The 17,258-nt window shown below is 62.5% G+C and carries 18 protein-coding genes and 1 other RNA gene; 8 read left to right on the top strand and 11 right to left on the bottom strand.

The window, feature by feature from the left end:
* Positions 1-6 precede the first annotated feature (6 nt).
* From ftsL to rsmI, 5 genes are all read right to left on the bottom strand, one after another.
* A complete protein-coding gene (ftsL, locus tag AC3CBN_RS08375; RefSeq protein ID WP_488636344.1) occupies positions 7-279 on the bottom strand; it encodes a cell division protein FtsL in 273 nt (90 codons plus the stop codon).
* Positions 276-1,202: a 16S rRNA (cytosine(1402)-N(4))-methyltransferase RsmH gene (gene rsmH, locus AC3CBN_RS08370; protein ID WP_488636343.1), complete on the bottom strand. Its 927-nt coding sequence runs from the start codon at positions 1,200-1,202 to the stop codon at positions 276-278. Before rsmH ends, ftsL begins: the two co-directional genes overlap by 4 nt.
* Before the next feature lie 58 nt (positions 1,203-1,260).
* Positions 1,261-1,707, bottom strand: coding sequence for a division/cell wall cluster transcriptional repressor MraZ (gene mraZ / locus AC3CBN_RS08365; RefSeq protein ID WP_488636342.1), 447 nt, complete (start codon positions 1,705-1,707; stop codon positions 1,261-1,263).
* Between the two features lie 313 nt (positions 1,708-2,020).
* Positions 2,021-2,387: RNase P RNA component class A (rnpB, locus tag AC3CBN_RS08360), an RNA gene on the bottom strand.
* Between the two features lie 117 nt (positions 2,388-2,504).
* The gene (rsmI, locus tag AC3CBN_RS08355; protein ID WP_488636341.1) at positions 2,505-3,332 is read right to left on the bottom strand and encodes a 16S rRNA (cytidine(1402)-2'-O)-methyltransferase; all 828 of its coding nucleotides are present in this window, start codon (positions 3,330-3,332) and stop codon (positions 2,505-2,507) included.
* Positions 3,333-3,424: 92 nt separating this feature from the next.
* Between rsmI and AC3CBN_RS08350 the strand changes: the two genes are divergently transcribed.
* Positions 3,425-5,263 (top strand): penicillin-binding protein activator, encoded by a 1,839-nt coding sequence (locus AC3CBN_RS08350; RefSeq protein ID WP_488636340.1) that lies wholly within the window; start codon positions 3,425-3,427, stop codon positions 5,261-5,263.
* Positions 5,263-5,619, top strand: a complete 357-nt coding sequence (locus AC3CBN_RS08345; protein ID WP_488636690.1) for a YraN family protein — start codon at positions 5,263-5,265, stop codon at positions 5,617-5,619. Before AC3CBN_RS08350 ends, AC3CBN_RS08345 begins: the two co-directional genes overlap by 1 nt.
* A 117-nt stretch (positions 5,620-5,736) precedes the next feature.
* On the opposite strand, the gene AC3CBN_RS08340 is transcribed toward AC3CBN_RS08345, so the two are convergent.
* The 3 genes from AC3CBN_RS08340 to AC3CBN_RS08330 form a co-directional block, all read right to left on the bottom strand.
* Positions 5,737-6,093 (bottom strand): hypothetical protein, encoded by a 357-nt coding sequence (locus AC3CBN_RS08340; protein ID WP_488636339.1) that lies wholly within the window; start codon positions 6,091-6,093, stop codon positions 5,737-5,739.
* 83 nt (positions 6,094-6,176) lie between these two features.
* Complete coding sequence (locus tag AC3CBN_RS08335) at positions 6,177-6,680, bottom strand: DUF2199 domain-containing protein (protein WP_488636338.1); 504 nt, start codon at positions 6,678-6,680, stop codon at positions 6,177-6,179.
* 91 nt (positions 6,681-6,771) lie between these two features.
* Positions 6,772-7,266, bottom strand: a complete 495-nt coding sequence (locus AC3CBN_RS08330) for a hypothetical protein (protein WP_488636337.1) — start codon at positions 7,264-7,266, stop codon at positions 6,772-6,774.
* A 432-nt stretch (positions 7,267-7,698) separates the two neighbouring features.
* Between AC3CBN_RS08330 and AC3CBN_RS08325 the strand changes: the two genes are divergently transcribed.
* Together AC3CBN_RS08325 and AC3CBN_RS08320 are read left to right on the top strand one after the other, a co-directional pair.
* Positions 7,699-9,072: an FAD-binding oxidoreductase gene (locus AC3CBN_RS08325; protein WP_488636336.1), complete on the top strand. Its 1,374-nt coding sequence runs from the start codon at positions 7,699-7,701 to the stop codon at positions 9,070-9,072.
* Positions 9,073-9,149: 77 nt separating this feature from the next.
* A complete protein-coding gene (locus tag AC3CBN_RS08320; protein ID WP_488636335.1) occupies positions 9,150-9,959 on the top strand; it encodes a hypothetical protein in 810 nt (269 codons plus the stop codon).
* A gap of 16 nt (positions 9,960-9,975) precedes the next feature.
* Here AC3CBN_RS08320 and rhtC read toward each other — a convergent pair whose 3' ends face one another.
* Positions 9,976-10,605 carry a threonine export protein RhtC gene (gene rhtC, locus AC3CBN_RS08315; protein WP_488636334.1) on the bottom strand — a complete coding sequence of 210 codons (630 nt, stop codon included), beginning with the start codon at positions 10,603-10,605 and terminating at the stop codon, positions 9,976-9,978.
* Positions 10,606-10,829: 224 nt separating this feature from the next.
* Here rhtC and AC3CBN_RS08310 point away from each other — a divergent pair, with 224 nt between their 5' ends.
* Both AC3CBN_RS08310 and dusB read left to right on the top strand, forming a co-directional pair.
* Entirely contained in the window at positions 10,830-12,098 is a 1,269-nt protein-coding gene (locus AC3CBN_RS08310; RefSeq protein WP_488636333.1) for a nucleoside permease, read from the top strand.
* 239 nt (positions 12,099-12,337) lie between these two features.
* The gene (gene dusB, locus AC3CBN_RS08305; protein ID WP_488636332.1) at positions 12,338-13,324 is read left to right on the top strand and encodes a tRNA dihydrouridine synthase DusB; all 987 of its coding nucleotides are present in this window, start codon (positions 12,338-12,340) and stop codon (positions 13,322-13,324) included.
* A gap of 54 nt (positions 13,325-13,378) precedes the next feature.
* On the opposite strand, the gene AC3CBN_RS08300 is transcribed toward dusB, so the two are convergent.
* The gene (locus AC3CBN_RS08300) at positions 13,379-14,272 is read right to left on the bottom strand and encodes a CsgG/HfaB family protein (protein ID WP_488636689.1); all 894 of its coding nucleotides are present in this window, start codon (positions 14,270-14,272) and stop codon (positions 13,379-13,381) included.
* A 389-nt stretch (positions 14,273-14,661) separates the two neighbouring features.
* Here AC3CBN_RS08300 and AC3CBN_RS08295 point away from each other — a divergent pair, with 389 nt between their 5' ends.
* Positions 14,662-15,543, top strand: a complete 882-nt coding sequence (locus tag AC3CBN_RS08295; protein ID WP_488636331.1) for an alpha/beta hydrolase — start codon at positions 14,662-14,664, stop codon at positions 15,541-15,543.
* 73 nt (positions 15,544-15,616) lie between these two features.
* Positions 15,617-16,447: a class I SAM-dependent methyltransferase gene (locus AC3CBN_RS08290; RefSeq protein ID WP_488636330.1), complete on the top strand. Its 831-nt coding sequence runs from the start codon at positions 15,617-15,619 to the stop codon at positions 16,445-16,447.
* Here AC3CBN_RS08290 and AC3CBN_RS08285 read toward each other — a convergent pair.
* A complete protein-coding gene (locus AC3CBN_RS08285) occupies positions 16,441-17,145 on the bottom strand; it encodes an SGNH/GDSL hydrolase family protein (protein WP_488636329.1) in 705 nt (234 codons plus the stop codon). The two genes, AC3CBN_RS08290 and AC3CBN_RS08285, sit on opposite strands and share 7 nt — an antisense overlap.
* Positions 17,146-17,258 lie beyond the last annotated feature (113 nt).

The raw sequence follows: 17,258 nt of genomic DNA, 5'->3' as shown, positions 1-17,258 counted from the left end.
GCGGCTTCATCGACGCACCAGCTGAATGTCTTGCGGCTTGGGATTGACCATGCCGAGCTTCTGGCGCGCTTCGTCATCCACGCGACGCGGCTCGGCCCAGGTGGCCTGCTCGAGTTCCAGCTTGCCGTACTCGATGTTGAGGTCGTCGCGCAGGTTCTGCAGGCGGGTCAGCTCGACGAACAACACGCGGCTCTCATGGCGCGTCCACACCACGGCAATGGCGCTAGCCAGCATCGCCGTGATCAGGAGCAACATGAAGAGGCCGCCGAGGACTTTCATCCGAGCTTCTCCGCCACTCGCAGCACCGCAGAACGGGCGCGCGGATTGACGGCCAGTTCGGCCTCGGAAGGAAACTGCGCCTTGCCCACCGCCGCCAGGCGCGCCGGTGCGGCGATCGCTGGCGGACCGCGCCGGCTGCCCTGCACACGTCCCGAGTGGTCGCGGATGAACAGCTTGACCGCACGATCCTCCAGCGAGTGGAAGCTGATGATGGATAGGCGCCCACCCACCTTGAGCAGCGACAGCGCCGCGTCGAGGCCCTGGGCCAGTGCGTCCAGTTCGCCATTCACGCGGATGCGCAACGCCTGAAAGCTGCGCGTGGCCGGATGCTTGCCCGGCTCGCGACGGCCGACCAAGCGCTCGATCAGCGCGGCCAGTTCGCCGGTGCGGGTAATTGGGTTTTCGGTGCGGTCTTCGACAATGGCGCGGGCGATCTTGCGGCTGAAACGCTCCTCGCCGTAGTTCCACAGCACGTCGGCGATCTCGCGATCACTGGCGTGGGCCAGAAATTCGGCAGCGCTCTCGCCCTGCGTGGTGTCCATGCGCATATCCAGCGGCGCATCGGCCATAAAGCTGAAACCGCGCGCGGCTTCGTCCAGCTGCGGCGAGGAAACGCCCAGGTCCAGCAGAATGCCGTCCAAGCCGCCGGCGGTTTCGTCCCACTCGGCCATGCTGGAGAAATTGGCATGACGGATCGACACGCGCGGGTCCGAGGCGAACTCGTCCTGCGCGGTGGCGATGGCGGTCGGATCACGATCCATCAGCAGCAGGCGCCCATCCGGACCCAGGCGCGACAGCACGGCGCGAGCGTGGCCGCCGCGTCCGAAGGTGCCATCGAGATAACGCCCGCCAGCCTGCACGGCGAGTCCCTCCACTGCTTCACCCAGCATCACCGGGATGTGCCGCAACTGCTGCTCGGCCATGCCGCGCACTCCCGCTCCCGTTCCGCTTTCAAATGAGCCGCACTGCCACCGTTGCCGGTTACAGCTGCAGCTCCGCCATCTCGTTGGTGATTTCGTCTTCGCCGATGGTCTGGCGGATCTTGGCCAAGTGGGCTTGCTCGCTCCAAAGCTCGAACTTGTTGCCCATGCCCAGCAGAACCGCTTTCTTTTCGATACCTGTCGTGGCGCGCTGGCTGGCTGGCAGCAGCAGGCGGGCTGCACTGTCCGGCTCAACGACGGCCGCAGCACCCACCAGCTTCATCTGCATGTCGCGATGGGCCGCCTTGACCTTGGACAGCGCGTTGACCTGGTCGCGCACCTTTTCCCACTCCGCATACGGGAACAGCCACAGGCAGCCCGATTCGAAGGGGTTGTAGGTGATCACCAGACGATTGGCGCACGCGTCGGCCACCAACTCGCGGTACGCGGTTGGAATGGCCAGCCGGCCTTTGTCGTCGACAGTGATGGCTGTTTCGCCCTGGAACACGACCGTTAGACTCCACTAATTCCCACGATTTCACACAGGAATCCACGATAGTCTCGCCCCCTGAGACTGTCAAGGGAATTTTGCTTGTGAATCAATGAGAAAGGCGGAGATGTGGCAGTAATTCCAGCCATTTCTGAGGAAACATCTGAAGGTGTTTGAAAGGCTAGGATTTTTTAGTTCCACGCCCTGCCTTTCAGCATGCTTCCACGGCCCCGGGAGAGGCCCCGAAATGAATCGCCCGTTCATGGCCACCCATACGCAGCCGTCACCGCCATGTCTGCTTCGACATGGCGGTGACGACCGGTACTGAAGGAGGCGGAGTCGGCCTGTAAGCCGGGTTCTGTACGCCTTGCGGCGCGACAGTCATTCCTCTCGGCCTGGCGTCACCGCCAGGCTCCAGCAACCTACCCGGGAACAACGCGGGCCGCGTTATCGTTCCCCTATTCGGTCTTGCTCCAGGTGGGGTTTACCGTGCCATGCGGCGTTAGCCCCGCACGCGGTGCGCTCTTACCGCACCCTTTCACCCTTACCACGCGCATCCGAAGATGCCGTTCGGCGGTCTGCTCTCTGTTGCACTGGCCGTCAGCTCGCGCTGCCCAGGCGTTACCTGGCACCTTGCCCTATGGAGCCCGGACTTTCCTCGATGCGCTTGCGCGCGACGCGACTGTCCGGCCGACTCCGCAAGGCATTCTAGTGGAAACTGGCGCTCAACGGGATTGAGAAACGGGTGAAGCGAATTGAACGGCGCGCAAGAGTGCAGCATGGCTGTCTCGTTGCGCACTCCGTTTCAGTCACGATTAGCCTTCATATAGAAGCTTGCGCGGCGCACCCGTGATCGCAGCGGCAAGCTTGGCCGCCTTGGCCGGCGGCAACTCCTCGCGCAACAAGGCGAACACGCGCCGGCCTTCGGCCTCACGCGAGTCGGTTTCTTCACCGCGGCCGGCGACCAGGATCACGCACTCGCCGCGCTGCTGGTCCGGGTCGTTTGCCACGCGCGTCGCCAGCTCAGCCAGCGGTTCGCCGATCACGGTTTCGAACAGTTTGGTCAGCTCACGCGCAAGCACACCTTCGCGCGCCGAACCGAACACATCGCGCATATCCGCCAGACTCTCCGCGACGCGATGCGATGACTCATAGAAGATGAGCGTGCGTGGATCACCCGCAAGTTCCTGCAAACGGGTACGGCGCGCCGACGCCTTGGGCGGCAGGAATCCCTCGAACACGAAACGGTCGCTGGGCAGGCCCGCCACCGAGAGCGCGGCGATGGCGGCACACGCGCCAGGCACCGGCGCACAACGAATACCCGCGGCTCGCGCGGCGCGCACCAGCCGGAAGCCCGGATCGCTGATGAGCGGTGTCCCGGCATCCGAAATCAACGCCACCGACTCGCCGCCGAGCAATCGCCGCACGATGGCATCCACGACCTCGCGCTCGTTGTGCTCGTGCAGCGCCACCAACGGGGTGCCGACGTTGTAATGCATCATCAGCGGACGACTGTGCCGCGTGTCTTCCGCGGCGATGACTGCGACCGAGCGCAAGGTTTCGATGGCGCGCGCGGAAAAATCGTCGCGATGACCGATCGGGGTGGCCACCACCCATAGCAGGCCCGTCTGAATCTGTGACATCTTGCTGCTTCCTCCGCCGCGAGGCGGCGATCCAATGGGCTATCATCGCCCATCCGCCGACGATGTCGTCAAAAGCTCGAAGGGATTTGGCCATGCGCTTGTACCGCGCCGCAGGCGTTGCCCTGCTGATTTCACTGGCAGTTACCGGCTGCGTGCCGCCATCGGCACAGCGATCCCCCGCCGAGATCGCCGCCAGCCAGCAGGCCGACGCGCTACAGCAGCAAGGCAAATTCGACGACGCAGCGCAGGCCTACCTCGCGCTGGCGCAAACCGGCAGCAACCGCGACCACTATCAGCTGCTTGCCGCAGAGGCGTATCGGCAGGAAGGCCAGATCGATCGCGCCGTGCCGTTTATCAGCACCATCCGGCGCCAGCGCCTGAGTGGCGACGAACCATCGCGACTGGATCTGTTGCAGGCCGAGCTGGCCCTGAAGCAGCACGACGCTGCGCGCGCATTGCAACTCACCACGCAACCGAACATCAGCGTGCCGCCCGCATTGCAGTTGCGCCTGCTCGAACTACGTTCGCAGGCTATGCAGCAAACCGGTGACTTCTGGGGCGCTGCACGCACGCGCGTGGAAATGGACGGCCAACTGACCGGCCTGGATCAGGCGCAGAACCGCAAGCAGATCGTGTCGCTGCTCACCAAGCTTGGCGTCGATCCACTCAAGCAACGCGCCGACGCCATGCAGCAGGGCGACCGCATGTTGCCGTGGGTCAACGAAGCATTGAGCCAGCTTGGTGTCGCGGTAGCTCGCCCTGCCCCTTCGCTGGAACAGGAAGTGGGCACCATGATTCCGGGCGAAGGAGCGAATGTGCGCGAAGGCTACAAGATGCCTGCGCATATCGCCCTGCTGCTGCCCACCAGCGGCAACGTTGCCGCGGCTGGCACTGCGATTCGCGAAGGCTTCTTCGCTGCGTATGCCGACTCCACACGCAATCACACGCCACGTCCGCCGGTGCGCGTCTATGACAGCGGCGGTACCGCTGCTGGCGCCATCAAGGCTTATCAACAGGCAGTCAACGACGGCGCGCAATTGATCATCGGCCCGCTCACGCGCGGCGAAGTGTCTGCCCTGTTTGGCCTTCCGCAACTGCCCGTTGCGCTGCTCGCGCTCAACCACCCTGACGACAAGAGCCTGCCCGCCAGCGGCGTGAGCGAGTTCGGCCTGTTGCCGGAAACGGAAGGCGCGCAGGCAGCCGACCACATGGCTGAAGGCGGCATTCTCAACGCCTACGTCATCATCGGCAGCGACGATTTCGCGCAGCGCGCCGCCAAGGCCTTCAAAGCCGAACTGGAAGCACGTGGCGGCAAGGTTGCCGGCACAGGCAACCTCGCGGGCAGCGGCGTCAACTACGCCTCGACGATCAGCGGCCTTGGCATGCCCACCGACACCGGGGGCACCAACAACACCGGCGTCTTCATCAGCATGCGCCCGCAGCAAGCGCGCCTGCTGCTTCCGCAGCTCAAGCTGGCGCGCATCAGCCTGCCGGTCATCGGCACCTCGCATATCTATGCCGGCGTGGACGACGCTGGCGCCAACCGCGACCTGGAAGGCGTCGAATTCTGCGACGCACCGTGGCTGTTCGACGTGCAACCGGGCCTGCCCAATCACGGCGACATCGCCTCACAATTGCCAGCAGCACGCGGCACCTCCGCGCGACTGTTCGCCTTCGGCATGGACGCCTGGAATCTTGCCCCGTACGTTGACTGGCTGCGTGCACACCCCGGCAGCTACCTGCCCGGCGCCAGCGGCCAGCTCACCGCCGACCAGTTCGGCCGCGTGCGTCGCGTGCTGGTGTGGGCCAAGTTCCAGGACGGCCTCGCCCGCCCGCTCAACGGCAGCCTGCAGATGGATACCGCACCAGCGCTGGCTCCGCCAACCGACAACGGTCAACCGTCCAACAACGGCCAGCTCAACAACGAATGATGCGTGCTGCTGGCGCAGTCTTCGAACAACGCGCCTGCGCGGAGCTACTACGCGCAGGCCTCAAGCTGCTGGCGCGCAACTACACCACGCGCTACGGCGAACTCGATCTGGTGATGTTCGACCGCGACACCGTGGTCTTCGTCGAAGTACGTCATCGACTGCGCGCAGCGCACGGAGACGCGGCCGCATCAGTCACTGCCAGCAAGCAAACCAAACTCATCAAAGCCGCCGAACTATGGCTGGCAACGCATCCGCAACGCGCGCATTCGAACTGCCGGTTCGACGTGGTCACCTATGACGGCCCAGCCGAAAGTGCTCGCATGGCGTGGATTCGCGGGGCTTTTGAAGCGCAGTAGAAGCGGCAGTGATGCGCGCCAGTCGGAAGAATGGGCGCCTCGCATCGAGGGCGTTCTAGCCCGGCACAACGCATCGATGACAATGTCCGCCTTGGGTCAGAAGCGGGCACTTTAGTACTAGAAGGTGTGTCCCTCATGCCGGACCAGCTCGCCCGTCGGCGAGTAGTAAAGAATGACGTCACCACCCTCAACAATTTCCTGAGCTCCCTTGCTGTCTTCATAGATCGGGTGCCCTGAAACCAGCCATCCGTCCGCAGTACGCGCGGCCAGGAAAATGCAATGCGTCCGGTAATACGGGCCGACGACCTTACCCTTCCAGTAAATCGGGCCCAAGTCGGAACTTCGGTCTTCGCAATAGCTAACCGTCGCCCGACGTGCCAATTCCACTATCTGTGCCTCGGTTTTGGCCAACCCAGAAGGCGTGGTTCCATCCTGCGCGAGGAAGGCAGCCCCGAGAAAAAGCATGGCTTTCATCTTGCCCCCCTTTAAAGAATAGTGCCCGCTTCGGGTCGGAAGCAGACATCGCGATTCGTGAAATAAGCCGAATCGAACGTTCCCTATCGCTGCACGCTCGCTGTGTACTCGTACGCCCTGTGAGCCGTGATTCCATCTCGCTGCTGATCAGCCATTGGATGTCCGATAGCCATGATGAAAACCTCGGGCCTAGTCTTTGGGCCTGTCAGCCGTAACTTCGCCGCTAGGCCACGTGTCTCTGACACGGTCGGTATTGTGTTGGCAATCGTCACCTCAAAAGGCGGCTCGCTTGCTTGATGCTCGTCACTCCATAGTTCACAAATCCGTCGAAAGCCGGCTTCATTTGCTTCAATCCAGACGCCGAGTCGGTATGGAACTTCACTCTCGTGCACGGGAAGTGGCAACGTCGCTCGTACGAAGTAATTGTCTCGCCTAATCACGCACAGGTCATTGGACTCTCGTACGTCACGATTGCGCTCGTCGCCTGATAGCTCTATGACTGCGTCCGGTCGAAAGAACGTGAGCTCTAGGCTTTCGAGCGCGTGGAGTTCTCCACATTGCCTGCACACGGCCAGGCCACTTTCCATGCGTATCCCCTGAGATGCATCGGGCACTCTTTTGACACCTGAAGTGTCCGCTGTGGGTTGCGGACATTGACTGACTTTCCAAGTAAGGCGGTCAGTATCCATCTGCCTTGATGCTTAGGACCATTCCCCCGAGCCTGTTGTCTTCGTCAAATAGGATCGTGACATGGCTACCGCGTTGCTCAGAGCCATAGGAGAAGCTCACATCCACCCGATCTAGCATGATGCCTTGGGCAAAGCGGGTCCCTGTCGACAAGCAAGCGATGGCCCCTAGGGCATTGTTGCCGGAGAACTCTACTGCGCCGTTCTTCATCAGATAATCACAGACAACCTCGCCAAGTGCATAGCCTGAAGACTCGCAACGTTTGGCGAAAATCGCCGTGTCTGGCGAAGTCGAATCTTTGAAGCCACTGCCCCATGACGTATGGAACTCCAGCCTCCGTGTGTCACCTTTCTGGACTGACGCAATGAATGCCTTGAGAGAAGGACACAATCGATCCTCCTGAGCTCTGGTCGTCGCATGGCACGAAAGGCCAGCGACGCCAAGCGCCATAGCCGAAGCGGCTTTCAGTACGCTTAGATGCTTCATGCGCCCCCCCCCTGAAAGCACGTGGTCGAACTTGAGAACATGTCCGCTACGGGTTGCGATCTCATCCGGTCGATGCAACACATTGGCAAAAACGTTTGTAAGTAATTGGAAGTTCAACGTCTTACTCGGCTGCCCGTTGAAGGGGTGTGCTACGGCCAGGGTTGCACGGCTCCTCAAATTTGGGCATTTCCGACCTTCTTGCTTTCGTTTGATGAGTACGGAGCCTAGGCGCCATCACAACACGCCCACGTTTGCACAATCTTTGGGTGTTGCATTGATCGGTTGAGTCCGCAGTCGAAAGCGGACATTAGAAGATTGACCTAGGGCGGACTGACCAGCAAATTCCGAATTAGAGGAAGTAACTGGGCTGGATGCTCGACCCATGCTATTCCATTCGCTGCGGCGCTGGGACTTCGGGGCTAGACTTGTTCCATGAAACTTCCCTCCGCCTTGATCGATCTCCTACGCACCACTTTCGGTGATGACGCATTCTCACTGGACACAGGCGAGCGTCTGGCTTACGCCTACGACAACTCACGTCGCAACGCGCTGCCGGATGCCGTGGTGTTTCCCACGGAACACGCGCAGGTGGAAGCGCTGGTGCAGGCCTGCCGCGTACACAAGGTGCCGGTGATCGGTCGTGGGCGCGGCACCAATACCACCGGCGCTACGGTGCCGGTGGATGGTGGTGTGGTGGTGAGTTTCGAGCGGATGAATCGCATTCTGCGTATTGATCCCGACAACCGCCTTGCGGTGGTGGAACCGGGGGTGCTCAATGGCGACTTGCAAGAAGCGCTCAAGCCACACGGCTTTTTCTGGCCGCCCGATCCGACATCGTCGCCCTGGTGCAGCATCGGCGGCAACCTCGCGTGCAATTCCGCCGGTCCGCGCACGGTGAAGTACGGCAGTCCGCGCGAGAACACCTTGGGTTTGCGCGCAGTGGCAGGTAGCGGAGAGGGTTTCCGTTGCGGCACTTACACGAGCAAGGGCGCGACCGGCTATGACCTCACGCGCTTGTTGATCGGCTCGGAAGGCACGCTTGCACTGATTACCGAGGCGACGCTAAAACTCACACCGAAGCCATCGGCACTGCGCACGATGCGCGCGACGTATCGTGATGTGGGCGCCGCAGCTCGCGCGGTGGCGCGGATCATGGCGCAGCCAGTGACGCCGTGTGCGCTGGAATTCATTGACGACGTGGCGCTCAAGCTTGCACGTGATCACGGCGGCGATAGCGTGCCGGTGGCGGGTGCGATGCTGATGATCGAGGTGGATGGCGAGCCGGAGACGCTGCCCAGCGCCGTTGAGGCGGTCTCGCGCGCTGCGCGTGGCGACGGCATGGAAGAGTTGCGTGTTGCCGAAACCGCCGAGGAAACGCAGGCATTGTGGTCGGCGCGCAAGGCGCTGTCGCCAGCGCAGCGCACTATCTCGCCCCACAAGATCAATGAAGACGTGGTGGTGCCGGTAAGCCGACTGCCGGAACTGGTCGATGGCATCAAGCAGCTGTCGAAGAAGCACGATGTGTTGATCGTGAGTTTCGGCCATGCAGGCAACGGCAATCTGCATGTGAACCTGCTGCCGCGAGACGACGCCGAGCGCGAACGGGCGCACGCGTGCCTGGCGGAAGTATTCGCGCTGGTCATTGCGCTGGATGGCACGCTGTCAGGCGAGCACGGCATTGGACTGGTGAAGCGAGAGTTCATGCCGTTGGCGTTGCAGCCGTCGACATTGCACCTGATGCGGAACGTCAAGGCGGCGTTTGATCCGGACGGGATCCTCAATCCAGGAAAGCTATTGCCACCCTGACCGCCCAGTTTCATGATGACTGGTGCGCCGCGAGGCGTAGTCAGTGACTGTCACGTCCGGCGCCAACAGGGGAAAACATGAACTCGCTCATTCGCAGCATCGTGGCATGCGCGTGCCTGTTGTCGGCCGCTTGCAGCCAGCAAGCTTTGCTCAACAAGTTCACGCCGCATCCGGAATCGGAGATCGCGCAATCCATCCTCGATCAGGTACGCCGCGGCGAGCTTGAACCGGTGAAGGCCCAGATCGCTGATGAACTTCGACAGACGCCGGACATCGACGCCAAGCTCCAGGAGGTCACGGCCTATTTCCCGGCCGGCACGCCCAAGTCTGTGAAGTTGGTCGGCGCCCAGACGTCGAGCGGCCCCAATGGTAGCCAATGCAACCTCACCTATGAGTACGAGTTTGCAGACGCCTGGGCGATTGGAAATGTCCAGTTGCAGCGAACAGGCGATAGCGTTCGCGTCACGGGGATCCATGTGTACCGCCTTGCGCAACCCCTCGAGGTAACCAACGCATTCACGCTGCGTGGCAAAGACCTCGTGCACTGGCTAGTGGCGCTGCTGGGCATTGCCATTCCGGCGTTCTGCATCTTCACGTTCGTGCTTTGCCTGCGCACGCCCATCGCACGCCGCAAGTGGCTTTGGGCGCTATGCACGTTGCTGGGCGTGATGACCGTGCGATTCAACTGGACGAGCGGAGCCTTCGATTTCCAGCTGCTTTCCGTGCAGCTTTTCGGCGCATCCGCCTTCGGCGATTTCTACGGGCCGATGATGGTGGGTCTCTCGTTGCCATTGGGCGCCATATGGTTCCTCGCTTGCCGGGAGGGCCTGATGACGAACGCGCGATCCAACGCAGCGCCGATACCGGACGCGCAGGAGAACGCTTGACCGTTCGCCGCGGCGCTCAGGAACTGCGGCTGGCAAAGATAAGGTGCAGGCCAAACGCAACGAACACCGCGCCTGCCAGGCCATCGATCCAGCGCGAGAGCTTGAGATAACCGCGGCGCATAGCCGGCAGCGCGAAGACGCCGGCCACGAAGGTGAACCACAAGAAGGTCTCGATCACCACCATGCCCCACAGGCCCCATCGGGCGCCGGTGCTGACGTCGTTGCCGAGGAAAGCGGAGAACACGCTGCCGAAATAGATCACCACCTTCGGATTGGACAGGTTGGTGAGCAGGCCAGCCCGCAGGGTCGCCCCGTCGCTCTGTTGCAGGGTGGCCACAGGTTCGCTGGCGGGCGCGGTCGGGGTGGCCAAGGCGCCACGCAACATCTTGATACCCATCCAGGCCAGATAAAGCCCACCAGCGATGCTGATGAGTCGCTCCAGCCACGCCAGCCGCTGCAGCACTAGTTGCAGGCCGGCCAGCGCCAGCGCCGACCACACCACTACGCCAAGGGTGATACCGAGCACGCCGAACATGGCCTGCCGGCGCGTGCGGCTCACTGCGGTCTGCGACACGAAAAAGAAGTCGGGACCGGGGCTAAGCAGGGCTACCAGGTGCACGACAGCGATAGTCAGGAACAAGCTCACGTCTCTCTCCTCCGGGGCGGAACCGCACATTTTCGCGGCGACGCAGCTTGTCGCCACCGCATGGGTTCCTCTAGGCTGCCGCTATTTTGGCACGGCCTTGGGACGCCCTCGGCCCTCTGCAGGGGATCATCGGAACGTCAGGACAGGCCCGCCAGTGCCCGGCCTGCCGGCACGATTGTGTCCGCCATACTCCACCGCAACGCTTCAACCAGACGAATACGCTGATGAGCCTACGACTCCGCCTGAGTGCAATGAACTTCCTGCAATACTTCGTATGGGGGTCGTGGCTGCTCACCATCGGCGCGTACTGGTTCCAGAGCAGACATTGGTCGGGCGCGCAGTTCGGCGCGATCTTCTCGACCATGGGCATCGCCTCGCTGTTCATGCCCTCACTCATGGGCGTGGTCGCGGACAAGTGGATCAACGCGGAGAAGCTCTACGGCCTGATGCACATCGGCGGCGCTGTGGTGTTGTTCTGCGTGCCGATGGTGCAATCGCCGGGCCTGCTGTTCTGGGTGATGTTGGTGAACATGATGTTCTACATGCCCACCATCTCGCTCTCGATCGCGGTGGCCTACAACGCGCTGAAAAGCGGGGGCAAGGACATCGTGACGGTGTACCCGCCGATTCGCGTGTGGGGCACGGTGGGTTTCATGGCGGCGCTGTGGACGGTGAGCCTGCTGCGCCTTGAAACCTCGTCGGGCCAGTTCTACGTGGCATCGGCGGCGGCGCTGGTGCTTGGCCTTTATGCCTTCACCCTGCCGCCCTGTCCGCCGAAGTTCGAGCGCAAGGCAAACCAGTCGCTGCTCGACACGCTGGGCCTCACGTCGTTTGCGCTGCTCCGCAATACGCAGATGGCGGTATTTTTCATGTTTGCGACGTTGCTGGGCGCAGCGCTGCAGCTCACCAACGCCTATGGCGACACGTTCCTGCACGACTTCGCCACGATGGATGAGTACAAGGATCTGGTGGCGGTGCGCTACCCGGCCATCATCATGTCGATCTCGCAGATTTCGGAAACGCTGTTCATCCTGGCCATTCCGTTCTTTCTCAAGCGCTTTGGCATCAAGACCGTGATGCTGATCAGCATGCTGGCCTGGACGCTGCGCTTTGGCCTGTTTGCCTATGGCGACCCGGGCCCGGGACTGTGGATGATCGTGCTGTCGTGCATCGTCTATGGCCTGGCGTTCGACTTCTTCAATATCTCCGGCCAGCTGTTCGTGGAAGGTCAGGCGGACCCTTCGATCCGCGCCAGCGCGCAGGGCCTGTTCATGCTGATGACCAATGGTGTTGGCGCGGTGCTGGGCAGTTCGCTGAGCGGGTTGATCATCCAGGCCTTCTTCACCCACGCGGACAACAGCAAGGACTGGCACGGCATCTGGATCACCTTTGCGCTGTATTCGCTGGTGGTGGCGGTGCTGTTCGTGTTCCTGTTCAAGCACAAGCACGATCCGGCCAGCGCACAGTTGCTGGCGCAGAACACGGGGCACTGATCGCCCGGGGTCATTTCCGCTTCTTGCGGTCAACCCCGCTTCTTGCCGTCATCCGAGCTTCTTGCTGTCATCCCGGCGAAAGCCGGGATCCAGTGTCTTCCCTTTGCCCGACATGATTTCCACGCACCACTCGACGTGAAAGGCGCTGGATCCCGGCTTTCGCCGGGATGACGGTGAGGCTGCGACCCGCGCTAGTGGCCCGGGGGAAACCGGCATAGGGCTCCGGTTACAATAGACGGATGCAGATCGGCCCTTACCGCATTGACCCGCCCGTGGTGCTTGCACCCATGGCTGGCGTCACCGACAAACCTTTTCGCCTGCTGTGCAAACGGCTGGGCGCGGGTTTGGCCGTGTCGGAAATGACTGCATCCGATCCTCGCCTTTGGCAGACGCGCAAGTCGCTGCGTCGTATGGACCATGCCGGTGAACCGGAGCCGGTAAGCGTGCAGATCGCCGGTTACGACCCCACCATGCTGGCCGAGGCCGCGCGCTACAACGCGGACAACGGCGCGCAGATCGTCGATATCAACATGGGTTGCCCAGCCAAAAAGGTGTGCAACGTGTGGTCCGGCTCGGCGCTGTTGCAGGACGAGCCGCTGGTGGCGCGTATCGTGAAAGCCGTGGTGAGTGCGGTAGACGTGCCGGTGACGCTGAAGATCCGCACGGGCTGGGATCGCGAACACAAGAACGCACTGGTCATCGCGAAGATCGCCGAGGACGCGGGTATCGCCGCTCTCGCCGTGCACGGCCGCACACGCGCCGACAAATACGAAGGCGAGGCGGAGTACGAGACCATTGCCGCCGTAAAAGCCAGCGTGCGCATTCCGGTGTTCGCCAATGGCGATGTCGTCACGCCGCAGCAAGCCAGGCACGTGCTCGACGTGACAGGTGCCGACGCGGTGATGGTGGGTCGTGGTGCGCAAGGGCGTCCGTGGATCTTCCGCGAAATCTCCCATTACCTCGCTACGGGCGAGACGCCGCCCGAACCGACGCCGGACGACGTCTGCGCCATCCTGGTCCATCATCTTGAACAGCTCTATGCGTTCTATGGCGAGCTGCAAGGTGTGCGCATCGCGCGCAAGCACCTGGGCTGGTATGCGAAGGATCGCCCGGAGAATGCGGCGTTTCGCGACGTGGTGAATCGTGCCGAGAATGCGCAGGATCAACTGCGACTGACGCGCGATTATTTTGCTGCCTTGCAGGAAGGCGTCCGCCTCGCTGCCTGATCGACGACATCGGGCCGCACGTGGCGGCCCGATGAAGCGACCACTTACCTGGAATTACCTGGAAAGTTCCAGCTGGGTGGAATTGATCCAGCCCTTGTTGCCCAGTTCGTCCTCGACTTCCCACATCGCACCTTGCTTGTTGCTGGTGGGGTAGAGCGTCATGCCCGGGGTGACGTCGCGCACGGGCTTGCCACCCGATGCACTGGAGAGCATGCGAGCCTTCGTGACCACGGTCACCGACTGCCGGGCGTTGGACTGCGCCGCGTTGCCGGAAAGACCGCCCAGCTGCGTCACCATCTCGGTATACGCCTGCAGATAGGCCATGGTGATGACCTGTCCGACCGTGGTGTTGGCGTAACCGCCGACACCGGCAGCGCCAAGGCCTGAGCCACCAAATAGCGCTCCGCCCGCCCCGAAGCCCATATCGGTCTTCTTCGCACTGCCTTCGGTCATGGCCACCTGCTCGGAGGAGCGCACGTCAGTCAGCGTCAGCACCACATCAGCGGCCTTGGTGGAGAAGTTGATGTTGCCGGCGATAGCGCCCGCCCTGCCGCCGATCAAGCCACCGACGAGACCGCCGATGGCGCTGCCGCCGGCGTCGCGGTTGCTGGAGACGAGATCGGGTACCAGCACGTAGTCCGCAGCCTTGACCTGGCCTTTGCCGAGGTTCGACTGCGCGCGCAGCTCACCATCGGAGGCAAGCGCGCGTTCACGCATGGCCGCATCCATGCCTGCGCCGCGATCGAGCAGGGTGAAGCAGCCGGACTTGTTGACGAACACTTTGATGAGCTTCGACGGCGCCGGCAGCTGTTGGCCGGTCCACCAGTTCGTGGTGGCTTCGGGCTCATTGACTGCCACGGTGCCCAGCTTGTGAGTACATGCCGGGATCTGTGCTTCCTGCGCCTTGCGCTGCTCCTGCACGCTCTGCGTCGCGCCCTTCGCATCCATGGTGCTGCAGCCCGCCGTGGTGGCCACAAGGCCACACAGGGCCATCACCGTCACACCAAATTTCCAATTGCTTTTCATTACCACTCCCTAGCCTTGTCGAATCGAGTCCTTTCGAGGTCGCATCTGCAGCAGCGGACCCAGGCGCTGCTCCCAGACACCGATGGTGCAAACCATCAGCCCGACAGGCTCGCAGGACGCGGCAACACTTCGATACTTCATCCGGCTCGTGTTTGTGTGGGCGCAGTCGCTTTGGCATCGCGGAGTGTTCTTCTTTGCGACGGGCCGTGCCGCAAACCCTTGCGCCTGGCTTCGAGGCATGATCGCGCTTTGCTTATCGAGGCGAGTTCATGCCGCCGTCCCGCACGCGCCGATCGACCTGGTCAAGGACGATGCTTGTGCCTTTGCTCGTTGCTGCGTGCCTGGCTTTGGCTGGCTGCGAAGCGACGCTGTTCGCTGGACTCAACACCACCGATCAGCACAAGGGCATCGAACAGCGGCGCGATATCGAGTTCGACCACGAGCACTTGCTTGCACTCGATGTGTATAAGCCGATGGATACGGAACACGCGCCGGTGGTGGTGTTCTTCTACGGTGGTGACTGGGCGCGTGGCGAGCGCGCGTGGTATCGCTTTGTCGGCACTGCGCTGGCCGCACAAGGTGTGGTCGTGGTGATTCCCGATTACCGCAAGGTGCCTCAGGTGAAGCTGGCGGGTTTCATGCAGGACGCGGCGAATGCGGTCGCCTGGGCGCACGAACACGCCGGTGAATTCGGCGGCTCACCGGACGACATCTTCGTGATGGGGCATTCTGCAGGCGGCCAGATCGCTGCCTTGCTGGCCACCGATACGCAGTGGCTCGGCACGCATGGTTTGCAGCCGGTGAATCTTGCGGGATTCATCGGCCTGGCCGGCTGCTACGACTTCGTGCCGGTGCCGGCCGACGACAAGGACATGCTCAGCGCCTTCGGCAACACACTCGACGAGCAGCGCCTGGGTCAACCGGTCTCTTACGTGCATGGCGCCGAGCCGCCCATGTTGCTGCTACAGGGCATGAGCGACCGCGAAGTGAGGCCGTCCAATGCGATTTCGTTGAACCGGGCGATGCAGGCTCAACACGGGGACGTGACACTGAAGCTCTATCCGGGCGTGGGCCATGAGGCGCTGCTGTTCGCCCTGTCGCGCCCGATGCATGCCGATGCCCCGACGCTTGGCGACATTCTCGCCTTTGTGCGCACACACCCCAGGCCCAAGACGCAAACCGGCATGCCCTGACGGCGACTTCGCGTCGACACAACCGGGCGTACGGTATGAGCGCTCGGTACAACAGGCCGAAGGCGCAGCGCCCATGAACAGCATCGTCACTGGCGAGTTTCCGTACATCCACGGCTTTTCTTCCGACGAGCAATCGCGGCTGATCCGGCAGGCGCGCATGTTCGAAACCGCGCTGTTCAGTCATATCGACTACAGCGAAGCCACGCGCCTGCTGGAAGTGGGCAGTGGTGTGGGTGCGCAGACGGAAATCCTGTTGCGCCGCTTCCCCAACCTGCAGGTGACGGGTATCGATCGTTCGGAGGCACAACTGGCCGCGGCCGAGCGCAACCTCGCCGAGACCGCGTGGTGCAGTGCGCGCTACACACTGGAGAAGGCTGATGCCACCGACCTGCCCTTCGCTGACCGCAGTTTCGATGCGGCATATCTGTGCTGGGTGCTGGAACACATGCCTAGCCCCGCACGCGTGCTGACCGAAGTGCGCCGGGTGCTGAGTCCGGGTGCCGTGGTCTATGTCACCGAGGTACTCAACTCCTCGTTTTTCCTCGACCCGTATTCACCGCATCTGCTGCGCTACTGGATGGCCTTCAACGATCACCAGTACGACAGCGGCGGCGATCCGTTCATTGGCGCCAAGCTGGGCAACCTGCTATTGGCCGGCGGCTTTCGTGACGTGCAGACGGAGGTGAAGAGTTTTCACCTGGACAATCGCCAGCCGGGCAAGCGCAAGCAGATGATCGAGTTCTGGCAAGAACTGCTGCTCTCGGCAGCCAACCAGCTGATGGCCACTGGCAAGGTCGACGCCGCCACCGTTGAAGGCATGCGTCAGGAATTGCAGGCCGTGCGCAACGATCCGAACGCGGTGTTCTTCTTCGCGTTCGTGCAAGCACGCGCAACGGTTTACTGAGCCGGCACGTGCACCACAAAACCGTAGTGAGCGAGCACGGGTTTGAGTGCGCCAATCCACAGCGCATAGCCGGCCGGCGTCATGTGCAGGCCATCCGGAAGGAACAGCTCGGGACGCGGCTTGCCTTGGGCGTCCAGCATGAGCGGCCCGATGTCGACGAAGCGCACGCCCTTCTGCGTGGCAGCCCAGGCACGAATCATCTCGTTCGCTTCCCTCATCTGCGGCCACAGTGCCAGACGCGACAGGCTGGGCTTGATGGATACGTAAACCACCGGCACACCGGGCACACCTTTGCGTGCGCGGGCCACGAAGGCCTGGAACGAGGCCAGCACCTGCGCCGGTGTGGCGCCGTCGTGCATATCGTTGTCGCCGGCGTACATGACAATCAGGCGCGGTTGGTACGGCCATACGATGCGGTCGGCGTAATAGGTGGAATCGGGAAGTGCCGAACCGCCGAAGCCGCGGTTGATCACCGGGATGCCGGGGAAATCCTGGGCCAGAGACTTCCAGTGCTCGATGGACGAGCTGCCGATAAACAGCACGCCGCCCGGTGCGGGCGGATGTTCGCGGTCCGCGGCGACAAAGGCGTCGATGTCCGGCTTCCAATGTGCCGGGCCGATGCTATCCGCGAGCGCGCCAAACGACAGTGCGCTGAGCAGTAGCAAGACGGTCAGCGCGCGCCAGTTCAGTCGCTTCATTGGGCTCTCCTCCAGAACATTCGTCGGATGCGGACGTTCGATTATGGGTGCCGCGGCAGGTATCGCCAAACGCCAAATAGCCCGTCATGGAATAGCCCGTCATTCCAGCGAAA

It is taken from the genome of Dyella sp. OK584 (assembly GCF_057787755.1).
This window is presented reverse-complemented; position numbering and strand designations above follow the sequence as displayed.

Coding starts and splice junctions, on each gene's coding strand:
- AC3CBN_RS08300 (WP_488636689.1), bottom strand. CDS start 14,272: ATGGATGCGAAGGGCGCGACGCAGAGCGTGCAGGAGCAGCGCAAGGCG.
- AC3CBN_RS08335 (WP_488636338.1), bottom strand. CDS start 6,680: ATGGAAAGTGGCCTGGCCGTGTGCAGGCAATGTGGAGAACTCCACGCG.
- AC3CBN_RS08285 (WP_488636329.1), bottom strand. CDS start 17,145: ATGAAGCGACTGAACTGGCGCGCGCTGACCGTCTTGCTACTGCTCAGC.
- AC3CBN_RS08295 (WP_488636331.1), top strand. CDS start 14,662: ATGCTTGTGCCTTTGCTCGTTGCTGCGTGCCTGGCTTTGGCTGGCTGC.
- AC3CBN_RS08340 (WP_488636339.1), bottom strand. CDS start 6,093: ATGAAAGCCATGCTTTTTCTCGGGGCTGCCTTCCTCGCGCAGGATGGA.
- AC3CBN_RS08350 (WP_488636340.1), top strand. CDS start 3,425: ATGCGCTTGTACCGCGCCGCAGGCGTTGCCCTGCTGATTTCACTGGCA.
- ftsL (WP_488636344.1), bottom strand. CDS start 279: ATGAAAGTCCTCGGCGGCCTCTTCATGTTGCTCCTGATCACGGCGATG.
- AC3CBN_RS08325 (WP_488636336.1), top strand. CDS start 7,699: ATGAAACTTCCCTCCGCCTTGATCGATCTCCTACGCACCACTTTCGGT.
- AC3CBN_RS08320 (WP_488636335.1), top strand. CDS start 9,150: ATGAACTCGCTCATTCGCAGCATCGTGGCATGCGCGTGCCTGTTGTCG.
- dusB (WP_488636332.1), top strand. CDS start 12,338: ATGCAGATCGGCCCTTACCGCATTGACCCGCCCGTGGTGCTTGCACCC.
- rsmH (WP_488636343.1), bottom strand. CDS start 1,202: ATGGCCGAGCAGCAGTTGCGGCACATCCCGGTGATGCTGGGTGAAGCA.
- AC3CBN_RS08345 (WP_488636690.1), top strand. CDS start 5,263: ATGCGTGCTGCTGGCGCAGTCTTCGAACAACGCGCCTGCGCGGAGCTA.
- AC3CBN_RS08330 (WP_488636337.1), bottom strand. CDS start 7,266: ATGAAGCATCTAAGCGTACTGAAAGCCGCTTCGGCTATGGCGCTTGGC.
- AC3CBN_RS08310 (WP_488636333.1), top strand. CDS start 10,830: ATGAGCCTACGACTCCGCCTGAGTGCAATGAACTTCCTGCAATACTTC.
- AC3CBN_RS08290 (WP_488636330.1), top strand. CDS start 15,617: ATGAACAGCATCGTCACTGGCGAGTTTCCGTACATCCACGGCTTTTCT.
- rsmI (WP_488636341.1), bottom strand. CDS start 3,332: ATGTCACAGATTCAGACGGGCCTGCTATGGGTGGTGGCCACCCCGATC.